At 71.3% G+C, this 19185-nt stretch carries 18 protein-coding genes and 1 tRNA gene; 6 read left to right on the top strand and 13 right to left on the bottom strand.

Translation table 11 applies throughout. The annotated features are described in order from the left end of the window. Positions 1-40: 40 nt before the first annotated feature. Entirely contained in the window at positions 41-1219 is a 1179-nt protein-coding gene (locus Q9R28_RS14430) for a mechanosensitive ion channel domain-containing protein (RefSeq protein ID WP_311206426.1), read from the bottom strand. Between the two features lie 115 nt (positions 1220-1334). On the opposite strand from Q9R28_RS14430, the gene Q9R28_RS14435 reads away from it, so the two are divergent. After that, positions 1335-2882 (top strand): amino acid permease, encoded by a 1548-nt coding sequence (locus Q9R28_RS14435; protein ID WP_066654943.1) that lies wholly within the window; start codon positions 1335-1337, stop codon positions 2880-2882. 46 nt (positions 2883-2928) lie between these two features. Then, complete coding sequence (locus tag Q9R28_RS14440; RefSeq protein ID WP_251155576.1) at positions 2929-3234, top strand: hypothetical protein; 306 nt, start codon at positions 2929-2931, stop codon at positions 3232-3234. Positions 3235-3565: 331 nt separating this feature from the next. On the opposite strand, the gene Q9R28_RS14445 is transcribed toward Q9R28_RS14440, so the two are convergent. From Q9R28_RS14445 to Q9R28_RS14460, 4 genes are all read right to left on the bottom strand, one after another. Continuing rightward, on the bottom strand, positions 3566-3778 hold the full coding sequence (locus Q9R28_RS14445; protein WP_066654946.1) for an SCO4848 family membrane protein: 213 nt from the start codon (positions 3776-3778) through the stop codon (positions 3566-3568). Between the two features lie 212 nt (positions 3779-3990). Continuing rightward, on the bottom strand, positions 3991-4941 hold the full coding sequence (locus Q9R28_RS14450; protein ID WP_251155575.1) for a hypothetical protein: 951 nt from the start codon (positions 4939-4941) through the stop codon (positions 3991-3993). Beyond that, positions 4938-5399 carry an ImmA/IrrE family metallo-endopeptidase gene (locus Q9R28_RS14455; protein ID WP_066654952.1) on the bottom strand — a complete coding sequence of 154 codons (462 nt, stop codon included), beginning with the start codon at positions 5397-5399 and terminating at the stop codon, positions 4938-4940. Before Q9R28_RS14455 ends, Q9R28_RS14450 begins: the two co-directional genes overlap by 4 nt. Next, positions 5396-5836, bottom strand: a complete 441-nt coding sequence (locus Q9R28_RS14460; protein WP_066654954.1) for a hypothetical protein — start codon at positions 5834-5836, stop codon at positions 5396-5398. Before Q9R28_RS14460 ends, Q9R28_RS14455 begins: the two co-directional genes overlap by 4 nt. 83 nt (positions 5837-5919) lie before the next feature. Here Q9R28_RS14460 and Q9R28_RS14465 point away from each other — a divergent pair, with 83 nt between their 5' ends. Further along, positions 5920-6570: a YigZ family protein gene (locus Q9R28_RS14465; protein ID WP_066654956.1), complete on the top strand. Its 651-nt coding sequence runs from the start codon at positions 5920-5922 to the stop codon at positions 6568-6570. Positions 6571-6726: 156 nt separating this feature from the next. On the opposite strand, the gene Q9R28_RS14470 is transcribed toward Q9R28_RS14465, so the two are convergent. Further along, positions 6727-6799 (bottom strand) — tRNA-Lys (locus Q9R28_RS14470). 113 nt (positions 6800-6912) lie between these two features. Here Q9R28_RS14470 and bcp point away from each other — a divergent pair. Beyond that, positions 6913-7383 (top strand): thioredoxin-dependent thiol peroxidase, encoded by a 471-nt coding sequence (gene bcp, locus Q9R28_RS14475; protein ID WP_066654958.1) that lies wholly within the window; start codon positions 6913-6915, stop codon positions 7381-7383. Between the two features lie 110 nt (positions 7384-7493). Here bcp and Q9R28_RS14480 read toward each other — a convergent pair whose 3' ends face one another. Then, on the bottom strand, positions 7494-7925 hold the full coding sequence (locus Q9R28_RS14480; RefSeq protein WP_066654959.1) for a hypothetical protein: 432 nt from the start codon (positions 7923-7925) through the stop codon (positions 7494-7496). Positions 7926-8183: 258 nt separating this feature from the next. Between Q9R28_RS14480 and Q9R28_RS14485 the strand changes: the two genes are divergently transcribed. Next, positions 8184-8432, top strand: a complete 249-nt coding sequence (locus Q9R28_RS14485) for a WhiB family transcriptional regulator (RefSeq protein WP_022904217.1) — start codon at positions 8184-8186, stop codon at positions 8430-8432. A 246-nt stretch (positions 8433-8678) separates the two neighbouring features. Here Q9R28_RS14485 and Q9R28_RS14490 read toward each other — a convergent pair whose 3' ends face one another. Then, entirely contained in the window at positions 8679-10184 is a 1506-nt protein-coding gene (locus Q9R28_RS14490) for a sensor histidine kinase (RefSeq protein WP_209685230.1), read from the bottom strand. 182 nt (positions 10185-10366) lie between these two features. Between Q9R28_RS14490 and Q9R28_RS14495 the strand changes: the two genes are divergently transcribed. Further along, positions 10367-10831 (top strand): Rv3235 family protein, encoded by a 465-nt coding sequence (locus tag Q9R28_RS14495; protein WP_311206427.1) that lies wholly within the window; start codon positions 10367-10369, stop codon positions 10829-10831. Between the two features lie 76 nt (positions 10832-10907). Here the strand turns inward: Q9R28_RS14495 and secA are convergent, their stop codons facing one another. From secA to mtrB, 5 genes are all read right to left on the bottom strand, one after another. Further along, positions 10908-13691, bottom strand: coding sequence for a preprotein translocase subunit SecA (secA, locus tag Q9R28_RS14500; protein ID WP_209685226.1), 2784 nt, complete (start codon positions 13689-13691; stop codon positions 10908-10910). Between the two features lie 182 nt (positions 13692-13873). Next, entirely contained in the window at positions 13874-14575 is a 702-nt protein-coding gene (hpf, locus tag Q9R28_RS14505; protein ID WP_209685224.1) for a ribosome hibernation-promoting factor, HPF/YfiA family, read from the bottom strand. Positions 14576-14805: 230 nt separating this feature from the next. Continuing rightward, the gene (locus tag Q9R28_RS14510; protein ID WP_311206428.1) at positions 14806-15582 is read right to left on the bottom strand and encodes a phosphoribosyltransferase family protein; all 777 of its coding nucleotides are present in this window, start codon (positions 15580-15582) and stop codon (positions 14806-14808) included. Between the two features lie 212 nt (positions 15583-15794). After that, positions 15795-17474 (bottom strand): LpqB family beta-propeller domain-containing protein, encoded by a 1680-nt coding sequence (locus Q9R28_RS14515; RefSeq protein ID WP_311206429.1) that lies wholly within the window; start codon positions 17472-17474, stop codon positions 15795-15797. Beyond that, positions 17474-19183: an MtrAB system histidine kinase MtrB gene (gene mtrB / locus Q9R28_RS14520; protein WP_311206430.1), complete on the bottom strand. Its 1710-nt coding sequence runs from the start codon at positions 19181-19183 to the stop codon at positions 17474-17476. The genes Q9R28_RS14515 and mtrB overlap by 1 nt, the downstream gene beginning before the upstream one ends. Positions 19184-19185 lie beyond the last annotated feature (2 nt).

The raw sequence follows: 19185 nt of genomic DNA on the forward strand, positions 1-19185 counted from the left end.
GGGCGCCCGTGCGGTCGGCGCAGGCTGTCAGCGCGTGCGGTCAGCGCTCGGGCGGGACCTCGTCCGGGCGGATGTCGGACGTCTGGATCGGACCGGTGAACAGCGCGGTGCGCTCGTCGCCCTCGCGGAAGAGCGCAGCGTCCTGCTCCTCGGTGCGGGCGCGGCGCTCGCCGACGCGCTCGGTGCCCTGCGTGACCTGCACCCGCTGACGGGGCAGGGCGTCGGGGTGCTCGCGCTGCACCCACTCGACCATCTCCTCGCGGACGTAGCAGCGCAGGTCGAACAGGCCGCCGGCGTCCGGAGCGGACACCAGGATGCGGACCCGCACGAGCCCGCTCACCGCGTCGGTGACCTGGAGCACCTTGGTCCGACCGTCCCAGATCGTCGAGGTCGACAGGATGCGGTCGAGCTCCCCGCGCATCTCGGTCGGACTGATCCGCCAGTCGAGGTCGAACTCGACCGCGCCCAGCAGCTCGCTGCCGGTGCGGGTCCAGTTCTCGAACGGCGTGGACGTGAAGTAGGTCGACGGGAGCACGAACCGGCGGTCGTCCCACAGGTGCACGACGACGTAGGTCAGGGTGATCTCCTCGATGCGCCCCCACTGCTGCTCGACCACGACGACGTCGTCGACGCGGATCGACCCGGAGAACGCGAGCTGCATGCCGGCGAACACGTTGCCGAGGGTGGACTGCGCCGCGAGACCCGCGACGACGGAGATGAGTCCGGCCGAGGCCAGGACGCTCGCGCCCGCGGCCTCGACCCCGGGGAAGGTCAGCAGGATCGCGCCGACCGCGATGATGACGAGCACGGCGACCGTGAGTCGGCGGATGATGAGGACCTGGGTGCGGATGCGCCGTGCCACCCGGTTGTCGGGGACGTCGACGCGGTAGCGGTGCAGGCCGAGGTCCTCGAGGAAGATGGCGATCTGGCACGCCAGCCAGCAGCCGACGGCGATGGTGGCGATGAGGAAGGCGTGCGAGACCTCGTCGCGCCACGGGTAGGTGTCCTCGTCGTGCGGGATGCTCGTCGTGGAGGCCGTCCAGAGCAGCGCGATGAGCAGGATCGACCGCGCGGGGTGCTTGGTGCGCCGGGACAGGACCGCGGCCCAGCGTTCCCGGCGGGCGATGGTCCGGAGCACGAGGTGCAGGACGAGCGCTGCGGCGGCCGTCACGAGCAGGGCGATCCCGATCGCGACGAGGAGTCGGAGGAGGGTGTCCATCCGTCCATGCTGTCGGACCGGCGTCGATGGGCGTTCAGCGTCGGCACACCTGTGGTGTCGTTCAGGGTGGGCTCCCGTTCCACCCCGGGCCGTCCACGCATGTAGGTTGGCGCGCATGACAGCGCAGAACGACACGGGTGTTGCGAAGCCCGCGAACGACTTCTCGCACGAGCAGGAGGGCTACCAGCACGGTCTGAAGCCCCGGCAACTGCAGATGATCGCGATCGGTGGGGCCATCGGCACCGGGCTCTTCCTCGGCGCGGGCGGACGCCTGAACACCGCCGGCCCCGCGCTGGCGGTCACCTACCTGATCGCCGGCGTCTTCGCGTTCTTCATCCTGCGCGCGCTGGGCGAGCTCGTCCTGCACCGCCCGTCCTCCGGGTCGTTCATCTCCTACGCCCGCGAGTTCTACGGCGAGAAGTTCGCCTACGCAGCCGGGTGGATGTACTTCCTGAACTGGGCGATGACCTCGATCGTGGACACGACCGCCGTCGCGCTGTACCTCCACTACTGGAGTGCGTTCACCGCGGCACCGCAGTGGCTCCTCGCGCTCATCGCCCTCGTCGTCGTGCTCGCCGCCAACATGGTCGCCGTCAAGGTGTTCGGCGAGCTCGAGTTCTGGTTCGCGCTCATCAAGGTCGCCGCACTCGTCGCGTTCCTCGTGATCGCCCTCGTCTGGCTGATCTTCGCCTTCCCGGTGGAGACCGGCGGCGAGGCGGTCCGCACGGGCTTCTCGATCTGGGCCGACAACGGCGGACTCATCCCGAACGGTGTGCTGCCGGCGGTGCTCGTCGTCCAGGGCGTCGTGTTCGCCTACGCCGCCATCGAGCTCGTCGGCACCGCGTCCGGTGAGACCCAGGACACCGAGAAGGTCATCCCCCGCGCCATCAACTCCGTCGTCTTCCGCATCGCGGTCTTCTACGTCGGGTCGGTCGTCCTGCTCTCCCTCCTCCTGCCGTACACGTCGTACAAGGACGGGCAGAGCCCCTTCGTGACGTTCTTCTCGTCGCTCGGCAACCCGCAGGTCGGCGTCGTCGCCGGGTCGATCATGAACTTCGTGGTGCTCACCGCAGCGCTCTCGTCGCTGAACGCGGGGCTGTACTCCACCGGCCGCGCGCTGCACTCGATGGGCATGAACGGCTCCGCGCCGAAGTGGACCACGAAGATGTCGAAGGGCGGTGTGCCGTACGCCGGCATCCTGCTCACCGCGGCGTTCACCGTCGCGGGCGTCGCCCTCAACTACTTCGTGCCGGCGCAGGCGTTCGAGATCGCGCTGAACGTCGCGAGCCTCGGCATCATCACCGCGTGGGGCACGATCATCCTCTGCCAGATGAAGCTGCGGCAGTGGGCGAAGCAGGGGCTCGCGAAGGAGCCGTCGTTCAAGCTGCCCGGCGCCCCGGTCACCTCGTGGTTGACGCTCGCGTTCCTGGCGTCGGTGGTCGTGCTCATGGCGATCGACTACCCCGTCGGCACGTACACGATCGCCTCGCTCGTGGTCATCATCCCGCTGCTGATCGTCGGCTGGTTCCTGCAGCGCGACCGCATCCTCCGCATCGCCGCGCTCCGCGAGGGTGTGACCGGGCCGTTCCCGATCGGTGTCCGCGACCCCGCGAACCAGGTCCGCCGCGACGGACAGGACGGGTCGGGCAGCTCCCGCGGCTGATCGCGCCTCCCGGACAGGGTCCGGTGCGCGCCGGTACGATCGGCGCGTGCCGGACCCTTCTGTCTCCCCCACGCTCGACCTCCAGCTCACCTGGCGCGGCACCTTCGGGCGGATCCGGGTCTACGACGACACCGTCCGCGCGGAGACGAGCTTCGAGCGCGACGCACTGACGCAGGTGCCGACTGACCAGGTCACCGGGTGGCGCATCGAGCCGTGCGACTTCGACGCGGTGTGCGTGGAGTTCGTGTGCGAGGACGAGACGTTCCGCGTGCTGCTCGACACCGGCGACGAGCGGGTGGCGCGGCTCGGGCTCGAGCGGGCGCTCGGGGCGCCGCTGCCGCCGGCTTCCTGAGCCGTCCGGGTCGCTCGCCGCGCGCGAGACGCCGGCGTCGGCGCGAGACGCCGGCTTCAGCGCGAGACGCTTGCATCAGTTCGAGACGCCTGCGTTCGTGCGAGACACCGCAGGCGCCGCGAGACGCCGCCGGATACAGCGGCGTCTCGCCGGCACGGCGGCGTCTCGCCGGCACAGCGGCGGCTCGCCGGCACAGCGGCGGCTCGACGGCACAGCGGCGGCTCGACGGGACGGCGGCGGCTCACGAGCGCATGGTGACCACGGACGGACGGGAGGCGCGGTACCAGCCGGCACCGCGCCTCCCGTCCGTCAGGTGGCCACTCGGACCGCGTCAGACCAGCAGCAGGATTCCCGCGACCACGGCGGCGAGGGCGATCGCGAAGGCGATGAGCAGCAGCACCAGGTGCACCGTGTAGAACGTCGTCGGCTTGCCGGCCGCGTCGCGCGCCCGGCTGTCCTTCGCGACCCGCTGGAAGAAGCGCGGCCAGGTCACGAGGTTGAACACGGCGGCGAGGAACAGGACGATGGCGGCGAAGACGGTCACCCGACGAGTCTAGACAGCGACGCGACCCCGGCTCGTGACCGGAGCGTGAGCCCGGGGGTGCTCGGCCGCCCCCAACGCGGCCGAGACCTCCCCGGCGTGCCGACGACGAGGGACCCCGTCGTGTAGCACGTGCTACAGACCCTACACGGAAGCACGCCGCAACGTCGAGCGCTGCTCGGGAACGTGATCCGACCGATGCAGACGAGCAGGACTCAGACGGAGTCGCGAGCAGGCGCGAGCGCTTCGTCGAGCGCAGACTCCGCCTCGGCGAGCACGATGCGCTCGTCGGCGTCCAGCGGTCGGCGCGAGCGGCGGGCACCGTCGTTGATCTCCACGATGGTCCGGCTGAGCCGCGTCGCGGTGTCCTCGGTCGCCGGGTAGGCGTTGTCGGTACCGATGCGGGCGTGCAGCGGCTCGAGGGCGGCCAGGGCGGCGTCCAGGCGGCGCGCACGGCGTCGACGGGAGAGCTGGTGGCCGATGACCAGCAGCAGCATCCCCGAGGCCATGCAGAGCACCGCGCCGGGCGTCGTGACGTCGTACGGCGGGGTGAGCGCGCGGGTGACGTCGAGGCGACCGACCACGTGTGCGACGTCCATCACGGCGACGACGACCATCCGCACGACACCGAGGACCCCGCCGAGCACGATCACCCACAGCCCGACCAGGTCCGCCGCCGTCCGGGCCTCCCGCAGGCGCATGATGCAGATCACACCGGTGGCGCCGACCGCGGTGCCGAGGTAGGTCGTCTGCGCGATCGAGTAGACGGCCGCGGCGGGCTGGTGCCCCGCGACGAGCATGAACGTCGTCGTGGTCGGCGGCTGGTCGAGCGCGAGGAACGCCGCCACGACCACCACCACGACGACCACGAACGTGACGATGATGGCGGTCCGCAGCCACCGCCACGCTGCGCCGACGGCCTTCGCGACGCCCCAGAGGAGCGTGCTCGTCCCGGCGATCATCAGGCAGTCGCTGACGACCGTGACGACGTTGCGGCCACCGACGAGCGGGTCGAGCCAGCGGTACAGCGGATCGACGTTCGTGACGATCGTCGCGGTGAACAGCAGGAACGTCACCGCGAGCGTCCGGTCCTGCCCCCGCTGCAGTCGGAACAGCACCACCGTCCCGACGACGAGGACCACCGCCATCGTGACGGAGACGATCACCCGAAGACCCCGCGGAAGGCGCTCGGACGACCTCGGTTCGACCGGATGAGGGCGGCGAGGCGGTCGGCGAAGAGCTCGGCCTCGTGCTCGTAGGTGTTCGAGAACAGCCCGCGCGCGAGTGCTCGCTCCACCTTGTACTCGGGGACGTCCGGGATCACGTCGCGCACGTAGGCCGACTGTGCCGCGTGCTCCGAGTGCCGGTGCAGCACGTGCCCGAGCTCGTGACCGATGACGAACGACCGGAACGTCGCCGAGTTCGTCGGGGAGATCATCACGAGGTGCTGGTGCTCGAGCGTCGCCACGAACCCGCAGACCGGCTCGGCGCTGAGGAACGACTCCTCGCGCACGACGACCGGCTTGCCGACGTGGTCGGCGGCAGCGGCGACGGCCTGGTCGATGTCCGACCAACCCTCGGCTGCCCCGCGGGCCCAGAAGGCCTCGACCGAGGGGTCCGTCACGCCACACCCCCTCGTGCCGACTCCTCCTCGAGCACCTGGGCGATGCGCCGCAGGGCCTCGGGTGAGAGCTCCCCCGGGAACGTCCGCGCGGCGAAGCCGCTCACCCGTGCCGACCGCAGCGCACGGACGAGCGCGATCTGGGCGCCGATCCGTTCGGGCACGGCACTGTCCTCGAGCAGGAAGCGTTCGTCGACCTCGAAGAACCCGGCGAGCAGGCGCAGGAGGTCGGTGTCCCGGTTGCGTCGGCCGTCGCCGGAGAGCATGTACGTCCACTTGGCGCGGGAGAGCGAACCGCCCTGCGCCGCGACGTACTCCTCGATCGCCGCGAAGGGCACGGGAGCGCCGCGCTGCGACTCCTCGAAGTCGAGCAACAGGTTGAGTCGACGAGCGAGCTCGGCAGCGTCGAGCGCGCCGCCCCTGGGATCCACGGTCGTCATGTCGATCGGACTCCTCCCCAGTCGTCGGCTGTGCACGCCATGGTAGCGCGGGCCGCCGACGGCGCGCGGCTACCCTCGAGCACGTGCCCCGCCACTTCCCGTCGACCATCGCCGGCACCGTCGAGCACGAGATCGTCGTCACGAGGTCGCGGTTCGTCACCACGGTCGTCCCCGTCAGCGGGGTCGAGGACGCGGAGCGCGCCGTCGCCGAGGTCCGCCGCCGGTACTGGGACGCCCGGCACAACTGCTCCGCGATGGTCACGGGGGTGCTCGGCGACCAGGCACGGTCCTCCGACGACGGGGAGCCGTCCGGGACCGCCGGGGTCCCCATGCTCGAGGTCCTGCGTCGCCGCGACCTGACCGACGTGGTCGCCGTCGTGACCCGGTACTTCGGTGGGGTGAAGCTCGGTGCGGGCGGACTCGTCCGCGCGTACTCGACCTCGGTGTCCGAGACGCTGGACCGCGCCACGACGCTGCAGCGCGTCGAGCTGACCCGCGTCGACGTCACCGCGCCCCACGCGGACGCCGGCCGCATCGACAACGTGCTGCGGCAGTGGGTGCAGCAGCACGGAGCGACCTTCGACCCACCGACCTACGGCAGCACCGTCGGGTTCACGCTCTGGGTCCCCGAGGACGCGCTCGACGTCCTGGGTGCCGAGCTCGCGGCGGCGACGGGCGGTGCCCTCGCACCCCTCGTCGGCGGGACGCGCGTGGTCGACCTCCCGACCACCTGAGGCCGCCCCGGAGCGGACTCGAGAGCACGTCCGAGATCCTGGTCGCGGATCTGCGCCCCGACTGCAGTCCGCGCGTGTCGCCCTCCGGGGCCACCGACCGGACCGTCCCGGGGAACGAAGAAGGCCCGGTCGGAGTGATCCGACCGGGCCTTGCGGTGCGCCCCCTCGGACTTGAACCGAGAACCCACTGATTAAGAGTCAGTTGCTCTGCCAATTGAGCTAGAGGCGCATGGTGTTCAGTTGTCTGTCGCTCTCGCACTTCCGTGCTGCAACGGGAAACAACATTAGCATGACTTTCGCGTGCCCACGACCACTCGGGCGCCGCGACCGAACAGGAGCACCATGACCGACCGTCTCGCAGCCGGCGACACCGCCCCCGACTTCACCCTCCCGGACCAGGACGGCGCGCAGCACAGCCTCGCGGACCTGCGGGGTCGCAAGGTGATCGTGTACTTCTACCCGGCGGCGTCGACCCCCGGCTGCACGACCGAGGCCTGCGACTTCCGCGACAACATGTCGTCACTGCAGGCAGCCGGCTACGAGGTCCTGGGCATCTCGAAGGACGAGCCCGCGAAGCTCAAGACCTTCCAGCACGAGCAGGCGCTGACCTTCCCGCTCCTCAGCGACCCGGACCTGGCGGTGCACCGGGCGTACGCCGCGTGGGGCGAGAAGAACAACTACGGGAAGATCGTCACCGGCACGATCCGGTCGACGGTCGTCGTCGACGAGGACGGCGTCGTGCAGCTGCCGCTCTACAACGTGAAGGCGACCGGGCACGTGGCGAGCCTGCGGAAGAAGCTCGGCCTGGTCTGAGACCCGGCCACGTCACGGACGGGAGGCGCGCTGCCAGCTGGCAGCGCGCCTCCCGTGCGTCGACACGTCCCGCTGAGCGGGGCGCGCTCTCGTCCGTCCCGGGGTCGCGGCTACTCGTCGCGAGCGTCGCGTGGGACGAGCCACCCCGTCACGGCACGCGAGAGCACCAGGGTGAGCCCGAGCAGCGCGGGGATCAGGAGGGCCCAGCCGACCCAGGCGACCCGGAACACGCCCTGGAACGCACCGATGGCCAGGGCGCCCTGCATCACCTGCCACACGAGGATGCCGGCGCGCACCCACGCCCGACGGTTGCGCAGCCCGACGACCAGCGAGACCAGCCACAGCGCGGCGACCGCGCAGAGCAGGGTGAGCGCGACGGCCGAGGCGATGCTCGACGACGGGGCGACGATCGACTCCACGAGCAGCACGACGGTCGTGACGACGAGCGCGAGGGCCTCGAGCCCCACCACGACGAGCAGGGTCGTGACGGCCGGCGGGCGGCCCGGGACGTGGTCCGGAGCGGTCGGGGTGGTGTCGGGCACAGCAAGCCTCCAGCATCGGGACCCTTGATTTGGTCATCCCAGTATGGAACGATATTCGAGGTCGTTTGGACGGCACGATGTGGTGTGCGTCTCCCGCGGTTCGACGCTTCTCCCCCGAGCGTCCAGCGGGCGTCAGACTCGCTCCCAGCGGAAGCCTCCCCCACAGGTTCCCCTCGTGCCCTGTGCATGCCAGCGTTCCGATCCCCGAGCCGCGGCCCCGGCCTGCCGTTCGAGCATCGACATCAAGGAGCACCACACATGGACTGGCGTGACCAGGCAGCCTGCCTCACCGCGGACCCCGAGCTCTTCTTCCCCGTTGGGAACACCGGACCGGCCGTCGACCAGATCGAGAAGGCGAAGTCGGTGTGCGCGCGGTGCACCGTGACCGAGATGTGCCTGCAGTACGCCCTCGAGAACAACCAGGACTCCGGTGTCTGGGGCGGCCTGAGCGAGGACGAGCGTCGTGCGCTGAAGCGCCGCGCTGCCCGTGCCCGCCGCGCCTCCTGACGCAGCGCTCCTGACACCACGACGCCCGTCGCTCCCCCGGGAGCGACGGGCGTCGTCGTGCGCGCGGGCGTCGCAGGCGTGCGGTGCCGCCCGGGGTCGCCCGCAGGACGACCGCCGTCGCCCGCCGTTGCCGTGGGACGGCCGCACAACCGGAAGCACCTCGCACCACGGATACCCGCGGCGCGAGGTGCTTCCGGTTGTGCACGGGCAACGGACGCCACACGAACACGCCCGCGACGCGTCGGCCTAGGCGGCGCCGGCGGCCGTCAGCCAGCGGAACGGGATCGTGATCGTGACCTCGGTCCCGCTGCCGGTGAGCGTGTGCCAGTCGATCGTGCCGCCGAGCTCGCCCTGGATGAGCGTGCGGACGATCTGCGTGCCGAGACCCGAGCCGACCTTGCCCTCGGGCAGGCCCACACCGTTGTCACGGACCTCGATGTCGAGGTGGTCGTCGGCGCGGTTCGCGACGATCTCGACCTCGCCGTCGCGCCCGTCGAGCCCGTGCTCGACGGCGTTCGTGACGAGCTCGGTGAGCCCGAGCGCGAGAGGCGTCGCGGCCTCGGAGGGCAGCACGCCGAACTCGCCGGTCTTCTTCGGGCGGACGGTGGTGTTGTGCGACGCGGCGACCTCGGTCACGAGCTTGAGCACCGAGTCGAACACCTCGTCGAAGTCGACGTTCTGGCTGAGACCGGTCGACAGGGTGTCGTGTACGACGGCGATCGCGGCGACACGGCGCATCGCGTTCTGCAGTGACGTGCGGGCCTCGTCGGAGTGGGTCCGTCGGGCCTGGATCCGCAGCAGCGACGCGACCGTCTGCAGGTTGTTCTTCACCCGGTGGTGGATCTCGCGGATCGTCGCGTCCTTGGTGATGAGCTCACGCTCCTGGTGCCGCAGCTCGGTGACGTCGCGGCAGAGCACGATGGCGCCGATGCGCTCCCCGTGGTCACGCAGCGGGATCGACCGGAGTGACACCGTCACGCCCTTCGCCTCGACGTCGGCGCGCCACGGCGCACGACCGGTCACGACGAGCGGGAGGGACTCGTCCACGTCGAGCTTCGAGCCGATGAGCTCGGTGGTCACCTCGGCGAGGGACTTCCGCTCGAGCTCCCCCTCGAAGCCCATGCGGTTGAACGCACTGAGGCCGTTCGGGCTCGCGAAGGTCACGGTGCCGTTCGTGTCGAGGCGGAGCAGACCGTCGCTCGCGCGGGGCGCGCCGCGGCGCGGACCAGCCGGCGCCCCGAGGTCGGGGAAGTCACCGGTCGCGATCATGCCGAACAGGTCGTTCGCGCTCGCGGTGAAGTTCAGCTCCTGGCGGCTCGGCGTCCGCATCTCGTCCTGGTTCGAGTGCCGGGTGACCACCGCGATCGGACGGTCGGTCGTCTCGGTGCTGTTCGTCGTCAGCCGGCGGAGCACGGGGATCGCACGGACCCGGGTCGGCGTGTCCTCGTACCAGTCGGGCTCGGCCGAGTCGACGACCGTGGCACTCGCGAAGCACTGGGTGACCTGGTCGCGCCACTCCTCACGCATCTCCTGTCCGACGATGTCGCGGTAGAACAGGGTCGCCGCCGAGCTCGGACGCGCGTGTGCCACGGCCATGAACGAGCCGTCGACGGCGGTCGGCACCCACAGCACCATGTCCGCGAAGGAGAGGTCGGCGAGGAGCTGCCAGTCCCCCACGAGCAGGTGGAGCCACTCCACGTCCGCTTCCGAGGACCGGCCTTGCGCGAGGACGAGATCACTGAGGGTCGACACCCGGCAAGTCTAGGTGCGCCCGTCTGTGGAGAACGACGCCCGTCCACAAGCACGATGCCATCGGTATTTCACATGCGCCATTCGTCCGTACGCTCGGGACCGGAGGGGACATGGCGGCAGGAGAAGCGCGTCCGATCACGGCGGACGACCAGAGCGGACCGGTACCGCGGACGCTCGCCCCGGTGACCGGGACGACACCGAGGAGCGAGTCCGAGCACCGGGAGCTCGTGGCGGCGGGCAGGGACCACCCCGGCGGCGCGGAGGGCGCAGAGACCGGGACGTCGTCCGAGATCCCGACCACGACGGCGACACCGGACGTCGCCGACACGGCGCGGGCGCTCGGGCTGTGCGTCGTCGAGGTCCTGACCGGTGGGCGCGAGGTCGACAGCATCGCGCGCTGGATCACCGAGGACGTGCAGCGGCACCTGCTGCACCGTGCCGCCCTCGGCGCTCGGGCGCGGTCGATCGGGAGACGGTCCCGCGCCCGCCCGATCCTGCAGGTCGGGAGCGTCCGGGTCTGCGAGCCGGCGCCCGGCGTCGCGGAGGCAGCCGTGGTGGTGCATACGCGCAGCCACGCGCGTGCCGTCGCGCTCCGGCTCGAGCTGCGGCAGGGGCGTTGGCGAGCGACCGCGATCGGGGTGCTCTGATCCCGCACCGGGGACACGACGGACGGGAGGTGCGGTGCCGTCCGGCACCGCACCTCCCGTCCGTCGTCGTGGAGCGTCAGCCCTTCTTGGCGGCCTGACGACGCTCCGCGCGGTTCCCCGCGGCGGCCTGACCGGAGGCGGTCGCCGCGTTGCCGAACGCCGACCCCTGCTCCGGGCCGGCGGCCTCTGCCTCGGCCTCGGCCTGCGCGCGCTGCGCGCGAGCGGTGGCGGCCTGCTCCAGGCGTCCGCGCTCGTCGCGCACCTCGACCTCGCCGTCGATCGACGGCGCCGAGTACTCGAGCCCGGTGGCCTCGGACTCCCCGAGCCCCTTCGCCTCGATGACCGCGTTGTCGCCGTCCGACTGCACCTGGACCTCGAGGTTGAACAGGTACCCGACCGACTCCTCGCGGATCTGGCCCATCATGCTCTGGAAGAGCGCGTAGCCCTCGCGCTGGTACTCGACCAGCGGGTCGCGCTGTGCCATCGCGCGGAGGCCGATGCCGTCCTTGAGGTAGTCCATCTCGTACAGGTGGTCACGCCAACGACGGTCGATCACCGAGAGGACGACGCGGCGCTCGAGCTCGCGCATGGCCTCGTCACCGAGGAGCTCCTCACGCTGCTGGTACGCGAGCTTGGCGTCGGACAGGATCTCGCGTGCCAGGAACTCGCGCGTCGCCTTGCCCTTCGAACCGGCCTCGGTGATGACCTCGTCGATGGAGATCGAGATCGGGTACAGCGTGCCGAGCTCGGTCCACATCGCGTCGAGGTCCCAGTCGTCCGGGGAGCCCTCGCCGGTGTGCGTGTCGATGACGTCGTCGATCACGGCCTTGAGGAACGACTGCGCACGGTCGTTGATGTCGTCGCCCTCGAGGATGTGACGACGGTCGCTGTAGATCGCCTCGCGCTGGCGGTTCAGGACGTCGTCGTACTTCAGGACGTTCTTGCGGATCTCCGCGTTGCGGCCCTCGACCTGCGCCTGGGCGGACCGGATCGCCCGGCTGACCAGCTTGTTCTCGATCGCCATGTCGTCCGGCACGTTCGAGCGGCCCATCAGGCTCTCGGCCGCACCGGAGTTGAACAGGCGCATCAGGTCGTCGGTCAGCGACAGGTAGAAGCGGCTCTCGCCCGGGTCGCCCTGACGACCGGAACGACCTCGGAGCTGGTTGTCGATGCGGCGCGACTCGTGGCGCTCCGTACCGAGGACGTACAGCCCGCCGGCGTCGCGGACCTTGTCGGCCTCTTCCTTGATCTCGGCCTTGACGCGGGCGAAGACGTCGTCCCAGGCGGCCTCGTACTCCTCCGGCGTCTCCGTCGGGGACAGGCCCTTGGCGTGCATCTCCTGCACGGCCAGGAACTCGGAGTTGCCGCCGAGCATGATGTCGGTACCGCGGCCGGCCATGTTCGTGGCGACCGTGACGGCTCCGAGTCGACCGGCCTGCGCGACGATCGCGGCCTCGCGGGCGTGGTTCTTCGCGTTGAGGACCTCGTGCTTGACGCCCTTCTTCGCGAGGAGCTTCGACAGGTACTCGGACTTCTCGACGCTCGTGGTGCCCACGAGGACCGGCTGGCCCTTCTCGTGGCGCTCGGCGATGTCGACGGCGACCTGCTCGAACTTCGCCTTCTCGTTCTTGTAGACGAGGTCGGTCTGGTCGATGCGCTGCATCGGCTTGTTCGTCGGGATGGGGACCACGCCGAGCTTGTAGGTCGACATGAACTCGGCCGCCTCGGTCTCGGCGGTACCGGTCATGCCGGAGAGCTTCTGGTACAGGCGGAAGTAGTTCTGCAGCGTGACGGTCGCGAGGGTCTGGTTCTCGGCCTTGACCTCGACGCCCTCCTTCGCCTCGATCGCCTGGTGGATGCCCTCGTTGTAGCGCCGGCCCATGAGGATGCGACCGGTGTGCTCGTCGACGATGAGCACCTCGCCGTTCATCACGACGTAGTCCTTGTCCTTCTTGAACAGGGCCACGGCCTTGATCGAGTTGTTCAGGAAGGAGATGAGCGGGGTGTTCGCCGACTCGTAGAGGTTGTCGATGCCGAGGTAGTCCTCGACCTTCTCGATGCCGGGCTCGAGCACGCCGACCGTGCGCTTCTTCTCGTCGACCTCGTAGTCCTCGCCCGGGATCAGGCGAGTGGCGATCGACGCGAACTCGGTGAACCAGCGGTTCGCCTCGCCCGAGGACGGCCCCGAGATGATGAGCGGCGTGCGGGCCTCGTCGATGAGGATCGAGTCGACCTCGTCCACGATCGCGAAGTAGTGGCCGCGCTGCACCATGTCGGAGGCCTGCCACGCCATGTTGTCGCGCAGGTAGTCGAAGCCGAACTCGTTGTTCGTGCCGTAGGTGATGTCGGCCGCGTACTGCTCGCGGCGCTCGGCCGGCGACTGGTTCGCGATGATGCAGCCGGTGCTCATGCCGAGCGCACGGAAGACGCGCCCCATGATCTCGGACTGGTACGACGCGAGGAAGTCGTTGACCGTGATGACGTGCACGCCGCGCGACGGGATCGCGTTGAGGTAGGCGGCGGTCGTCGCGACGAGGGTCTTGCCCTCACCGGTCTTCATCTCGGCGATGTTGCCGAGGTGCAGGGCCGCGCCGCCCATGAGCTGCACGTCGAAGTGCCGCATGCCGAGGGTGCGCTTGGCTGCCTCGCGCACGGCGGCGAACGCCTCCGGCAGGAGGTCGTCGAGGGACTCCCCGTTGGCATACCGCTCGCGGAGCTCCTTCGTCTCGTCCTGGAGCTCCTCGTCGGTGAGGCTCGCGAAGTCGTCCTCGAGGTCGTTGATGGCCGAGGCGTACGCCTTCAGCCGTCGGAGGGTCCGTCCTTCGCCGATGCGGAGGACCTTCTCCAGCACGTTTGCCACGTGAGCTCCTTACGGGGTCGTCGCGCGCGACCTGCGCGATCCGAACAGCCAGTCATGCTAGCAACCCGCCGGAGCGCTGCGCTGGGAGACGGGCGGTGCACCGAGCAGGGACGGCCGACGAGGGCAGCGGGTGCGCACGGTCCGACGAGGACCGCACGCACCCGCTGGACGGCGACGGTGCGCTACGCGACGGCCGCTGATCCGACGGCGTCGGCGTCGGCGGTGCTGCCGTCCGCGCTCCCGTCGTCGATGCCGATCACGCCGTAGTCCCAGCCCTTGCGGCGGTAGACGACGCTCGGGCGCCGGGTCTCGGCGTCGACGAAGAGGTAGAAGTCGTGCCCGACCAGCTCCATGCGGTAGAGCGCGTCGTCGAGGGTCATCGGGGCCTCGGTGAAGACCTTCTGCCGGATGACCACGGGCGAGTACGGCTCGACGTCCTCGTCGTGCGACTCCTCGACCACGGGGACGGCACCGGTCGCGACGGTCTCGATGAGCCGTCCGTCGGCCGGCGTCACATCCATGTGCTCGAACCCGGTGCCGGCGGCCTCGGCCACGGAGGTCGGGCGGTGGCGACCGCGGTGCACCTTGCGGCGGTCACGTGCCCGACGCAGGCGCTCGGTGATGCGCGCGAAGGCGAGGTCGAACGCCGCGTACTTGTCCGAGGCGGCGGACTCGGCCCGCACGAGGGGCCCGGGTCCGATCAGGGTGAGTTCGACGCGGTCCTCGCCCTGGGCGCCGCCGGCCTTCTCGTTGTGGCGGCTGAGGCGCACCTCGAAGGCGAGGGCGCGGTCGGCGAGCACGTCGATCTTCTCGGACTTCTGTTCCACGTAGGTGCGGAATCGATCGGTGACCCCGACGTTCCGGCCCGTGATCGTCACGTCCATGTGGCGGCTCCCATCCGTACTTCGGCGCGTCGCCTCCATCCGGCGATCCCGAACGCCTTGCCGCGAGGCTAGACCCCCGGCTCGAACGGCGTCACCACCCGCCGGCGGGTCGCGCCGGACACCCACCCGACGCTCAGGCGTCGTCGGGCGTCCACCCGGCGTCCACCCGGCCGACCAGCCGCCGCACCCGCGGGGCCGGTGCACGAACCGTCCTGGTGCGGCCCGAGCGGTCACTCCTCGACCTCGGCGAGCGCGACGCACCGCACCACGCGACCCCCGGCCGCACGGACCGCGCGGACCGCCTCGGCCATGGTGACGCCGGTCGTGACCACGTCGTCGACCACCACGACGTCCCGACCCGCGACGTGCGCCGCACGGAGCGTGCCCACCGTCGCCTCGACCCGTTCGAGTGCCGTCCGCTCCTTCTGGCCGTGCGCGACGCGCTTCGTGGCCCGGGAGCCGGGCCGGTCCGCGCGGACCCGCCCCCGGACTCGCCGGAGCGCCCGGCGCGGCGCGCGACGGGCCCGCCCACGCGCAGCACCCGCGCGGCGCAGCAGCAGGACGACCGGGTCGAACCCCCGCCGCCGCGCCCCGGCACGCGACGGCGGCACGCGGACGAGCAGCGCTCCCGGGACGTCGGCCAGCGCCCGGTCGACGAGCGCGCAGAACCGTGGCGCGAGCACCGGCACGAGGTCCGTCCGGCCACGGAGCTTCAGCTCGAGGACGAGGGCCCGCACGGTGTCCTGGTAAGCGAAGGCCGCGTCGAGTCGGACACCCGCGACCAGTCGGCGTCGCTGCGGCTCGACGTCGAGTGCGTCACGGCAGGGCCGGCAGACCGCGCGGTCCGGCGCACCGCACCCGACGCAGGCCACGGGGAGCACGAGTCCGAGCACCGCGGCGACGGCGTCCGACCAGGCGGACGGGTCGGTGGGAGGTGCGGTGGCAGGGGCGGTGGGAGGGGCGCCGGCAGCGCGGGTGCGCCGGCGGCGCGGTTCGGTCCTGGACACAGGTCGATCGTGGCGCCCGGCACACCGCCGAGGTGGGCCGTCGCGGCGGACGGTGGACGAGCCTCCAGGCCGCGCCGCGTGTGCAGGAACGGCCGCGCCGCGTGTGCAGGGACGGTCGCACCGTCGGTGCAGGGACGGTCGCACCGTCGGTGCAGGGCCGACCCTGCGGCCCGCGCAGGGTCGGCCGCCCCGCAGGGGCGGCGCGTGCCGCGTCAGCGCTGGGTACCGAGCACGTCCGCGGTGACCCCCGTGGTGTCCCAGCGGCCGCCGGTGGACTGCAGGACCGTGCCGTCCGCCATGCGCAGCAGGACCGATGCGCCGCTGCCGCCCGCCACCGAGGACGCCGTCCCGTCCGGCTTCGGCAACGTCGTCGACTGGCCACCGACCGTCGACCGGACGACCTCGGGGCCGGCCTCCGTCTGCCCGACCGACACGACGTCGCTGTCGTTCACCCAGGCCGCACCGACGGCGTCACCCGTGGTCGCCTGCACGCGCACCGGCGAGCCGAGGCTCGTCGGCGTGCGGTCGCTGCCGCGGACGATCGCCATCACGTACAGGGCGGGCCCGTCGCCCGTCTCGATGAGGGCGAGCGCCCGTGTGGAGTCGCGGGAGACCTGGAACGAGACGAGCCGACCGCGTGGCAGCGTCGTGGCGACCTCGTGCGGGTCGCCACCCAGCCCGTACGCCGTCACCCGGCTCGTGTCGTCACCGCTGCCGACCCAGACGAAGCCGAGGTCGTCGAGCGTCGGCGGGACCAGTCCGTCGGTCGCGTCGATGCGGAGCGCGTCCCGACCGCGGACCACGACCACGCCGCTGGCGTTGCCCACCGCGGCGACCGTGCCGGACGTGGAGAGCGAGAACGACTCCGGGTCGAGGGAGGCGATCGTCGTGCTCGCGTCGCCGCCGAGGGCCGCGATCCGACCGTTGGTCGTCGCGTACCCGACCTCGTCGTCGCGGTCGACGAGCGGTCGCGGGTCGACGTCGGGGTTGAGACGCGCCGTCGCGTCCTGCTGCTCCGGCTCGGCGAAGGTCGCCCCCTCGATGGTGATCGAGACGGACGACACCGAGGCGACCGACGCGAGCGAGCGGGTCAGCTGCTCGCGCATGCGCGCCTTGTCCTCGCCGCTCGAACCGAGGGCGTCGCGCGACAGGTCGACGAGCGCGGAGCCGTTCTCGATCGTGACCGCGTTGAGCGAGAGCTGCGTCCCCTCCGGGAAGGCCGACACGACGGCGCCCTTGAGCCAGTCGGACGGCCCGGCCAGCAGCGCACTGGCGATGCGGGTGCTCGTGGACGACCGGGCGAGGAACCACCGTTCGTCGGGCACCAGGTAGCGGTACGTCGGGTCGAAGAAGTAGAGCGCGTGCTGCTGGAACTGCGACTCGAAGCTCACCGGCGTGAGGATGATCCCGTCCGGGGCGTAGGCGATCCGCCACTCCCCGTCCTCGCGGACGAACTGGAACGTCAGGGTCGACGTCGTCGGCCGGACCGCCTGGGTGTACTCGCCGTCGGCGTCGACGGTCGCACTGGCGGTCAGCGTGTAGGTGAGCTCGCGGTCGGCGACCCGCTCGATCGCGCCGCTGCCCTGCAGGACGGTGACGCCGCGGCGCGGGTTCCACTTCTCGGCGAACCCCGTGGCGAGGAACTCGCGGGCGGTGCCGTAGTCGTCCTGCGCGCCGGTGCCGGCGGCGACGAAGCCGCGCAGGATCGCGGTCTGGTCCATGCCGGCGACCGGTCGGTCCGGGCGGAGCTCGAAGCCGGATATCGCCTCGTCCTTCACCGACTGCCCGGTACGCACGCCGCCACCCGTCGGGATCGCCGCGCACGCCGAGAGGGCGACCACGGAGAGCGCCGCGAGCGTCACCACCACCAGGGTCCGGAGTCGTGCGCGCATCAGTCCTCCCCCCGGACGGCGCGGGGGCCGTCGTAGGTCTCGTCGAGTTCGGGCAGCGGGATGGCGGAGGTCGCGGTGCCGAGCGACTCGCCACGCGGCAGGGTCAGCACGAACGTCGAGCCCTCGCCGGGGCGCGACCACACGTCGATCCGACCGCCGTGCAGGTTCGCGTCCCCGAGGGAGATCGCGAGACCGAGGCCGGTGCCGCCGATGGTGCGCTTGCGGCTCGGGTCGGCGCGCCAGAAGCGGTCGAACACCCGCGCTGCGTCCTCCGGTGGCATCCCGACGCCCTGGTCACAGACCGCGATCGCCACGGACCGGGAGTCGCTGTCGACGACGACCTGGACGGGCTTCGCGTCGCCGTGCTCGACCGCGTTGCCGACCAGGTTCCGCAGGATCCGCCGGATGCGCTTCGCGTCGAGCTGCATCGTGGTGTGGCCGCCGGGGGTGACGAGCTGCAGGTCGACGCCGGCACGGTCGGCGAGCGGGCGGAACTCCTCGACGATGTCGGCGGCGAGCGCGGCGGGCACGACGGGTTCGGTGTCGAGCTGCACCGCCTGGGCGTCGTAGCGGGAGATCTCGAGCAGGTCGGCCAGCAGCAGCTCGAAGCGCTCGACCTGTGCGTGCAGGAGCTCGGCGGACCGGCTCACCGACGGCTCGAAGGCGTGCCGCGAGTCGTAGAGCATGTCGCCCGCGAGCCGGATCGTGGTCAACGGCGTGCGGAGCTCGTGGGAGACGTCGGACACGAAGCGCTGCTGCACGCGGGAGAGCTCGGCGAGCTGGGTGATCTGCCGGCTGACCGCGTCGGCCATGTCGTTGAAGCTGCGCGCGAGGATCGCGATGTCGTCGTGACCCCGGACCGGGATGCGCTCGTCGAGCCGGCCGGCGGCGATCTTGCGACTCGTCTCGGCGGCACCGCGGATCGGCACGACGACGAGCCGCACCACGAGCGAGGTGACGAGCGCGATGAGGACGATGAGTGCGACGCCGCCGACCGACAGCGTCTGTGACACGAAGTCGAGGGTCTGCTGCGCGTCGGACAGGTCGTACACGATGTAGAGCTCGTACTGTCCGGCGCTCGGGACCTGCAGGACGGACCCGACGGCCAGGCCCGGCTCGCGGCGGCCGCCGTCGTCGAGCTGCACGGGCTGCAGGCTCAGTCGCCCGGTGTCCTTCCCGACCTCGCGGCGCAGGGCGTCGGTGATCACGGCGTCCGGGAAGCCCTGGCTCGCGAGGTTCTGCAGGGTCTGGGGCGTCGACTGGCCGGGCGTCCGCTCGATGGCGATGCTCGTGCCGCCCGGGCTCGTCGTGTTCGAGAGGATCGCCTGCTGCGCCTCGCTCTGCAGGGTCTCCAGCTCGGTCTGGTTGTTGTCCTCGGCCGCGGTCGCCGCGTCGAAGATGCCCTGCGCGACGATCGTCGCCCGGGCCGACTCGGACTCGATCTGGTCGCGGCGCTGCGCGTAGACGTTGTTCGAGATGCTGATCATGACCGCGGTGCCGATGACTGCGACCGCGAGGCCGGTCGTCGCGACGGTGATCGCGACGCTGCGCACCATGAGCGACCGGCGCCACAGCCAGGCGACCGCGTACCACCCGCGACGGAGCCAGCGGCGGAGCCGACGCCGCACACGGGCGGCGCGACCGGGGAACCCGCGGCCGGCCCGCGGTGCGCCCCCGCCCGCCGCGGTACCGGACGACGCCGACGGCACGG

Origin of the sequence: Curtobacterium sp. BRD11 (genome assembly GCF_031844345.1) — a bacterium.
Taxonomy (GTDB): Bacteria; Actinomycetota; Actinomycetes; order Actinomycetales; family Microbacteriaceae; genus Curtobacterium.

What these genes read in the sequence shown, in the direction of transcription:
- Q9R28_RS14430 (WP_311206426.1), bottom strand. Translation starts at nt 1,219, where the DNA reads ATGGACACCCTCCTCCGACTCCTCGTCGCGATCGGGATCGCCCTGCTC.
- hpf (WP_209685224.1), bottom strand. Translation starts at nt 14,575, where the DNA reads ATGGACGTGACGATCACGGGCCGGAACGTCGGGGTCACCGATCGATTC.
- Q9R28_RS14515 (WP_311206429.1), bottom strand. Translation starts at nt 17,474, where the DNA reads ATGCGCGCACGACTCCGGACCCTGGTGGTGGTGACGCTCGCGGCGCTC.
- Q9R28_RS14485 (WP_022904217.1), top strand. Translation starts at nt 8,184, where the DNA reads ATGGACTGGCGTGACCAGGCAGCCTGCCTCACCGCGGACCCCGAGCTC.
- Q9R28_RS14460 (WP_066654954.1), bottom strand. Translation starts at nt 5,836, where the DNA reads ATGACGACCGTGGATCCCAGGGGCGGCGCGCTCGACGCTGCCGAGCTC.
- Q9R28_RS14435 (WP_066654943.1), top strand. Translation starts at nt 1,335, where the DNA reads ATGACAGCGCAGAACGACACGGGTGTTGCGAAGCCCGCGAACGACTTC.
- bcp (WP_066654958.1), top strand. Translation starts at nt 6,913, where the DNA reads ATGACCGACCGTCTCGCAGCCGGCGACACCGCCCCCGACTTCACCCTC.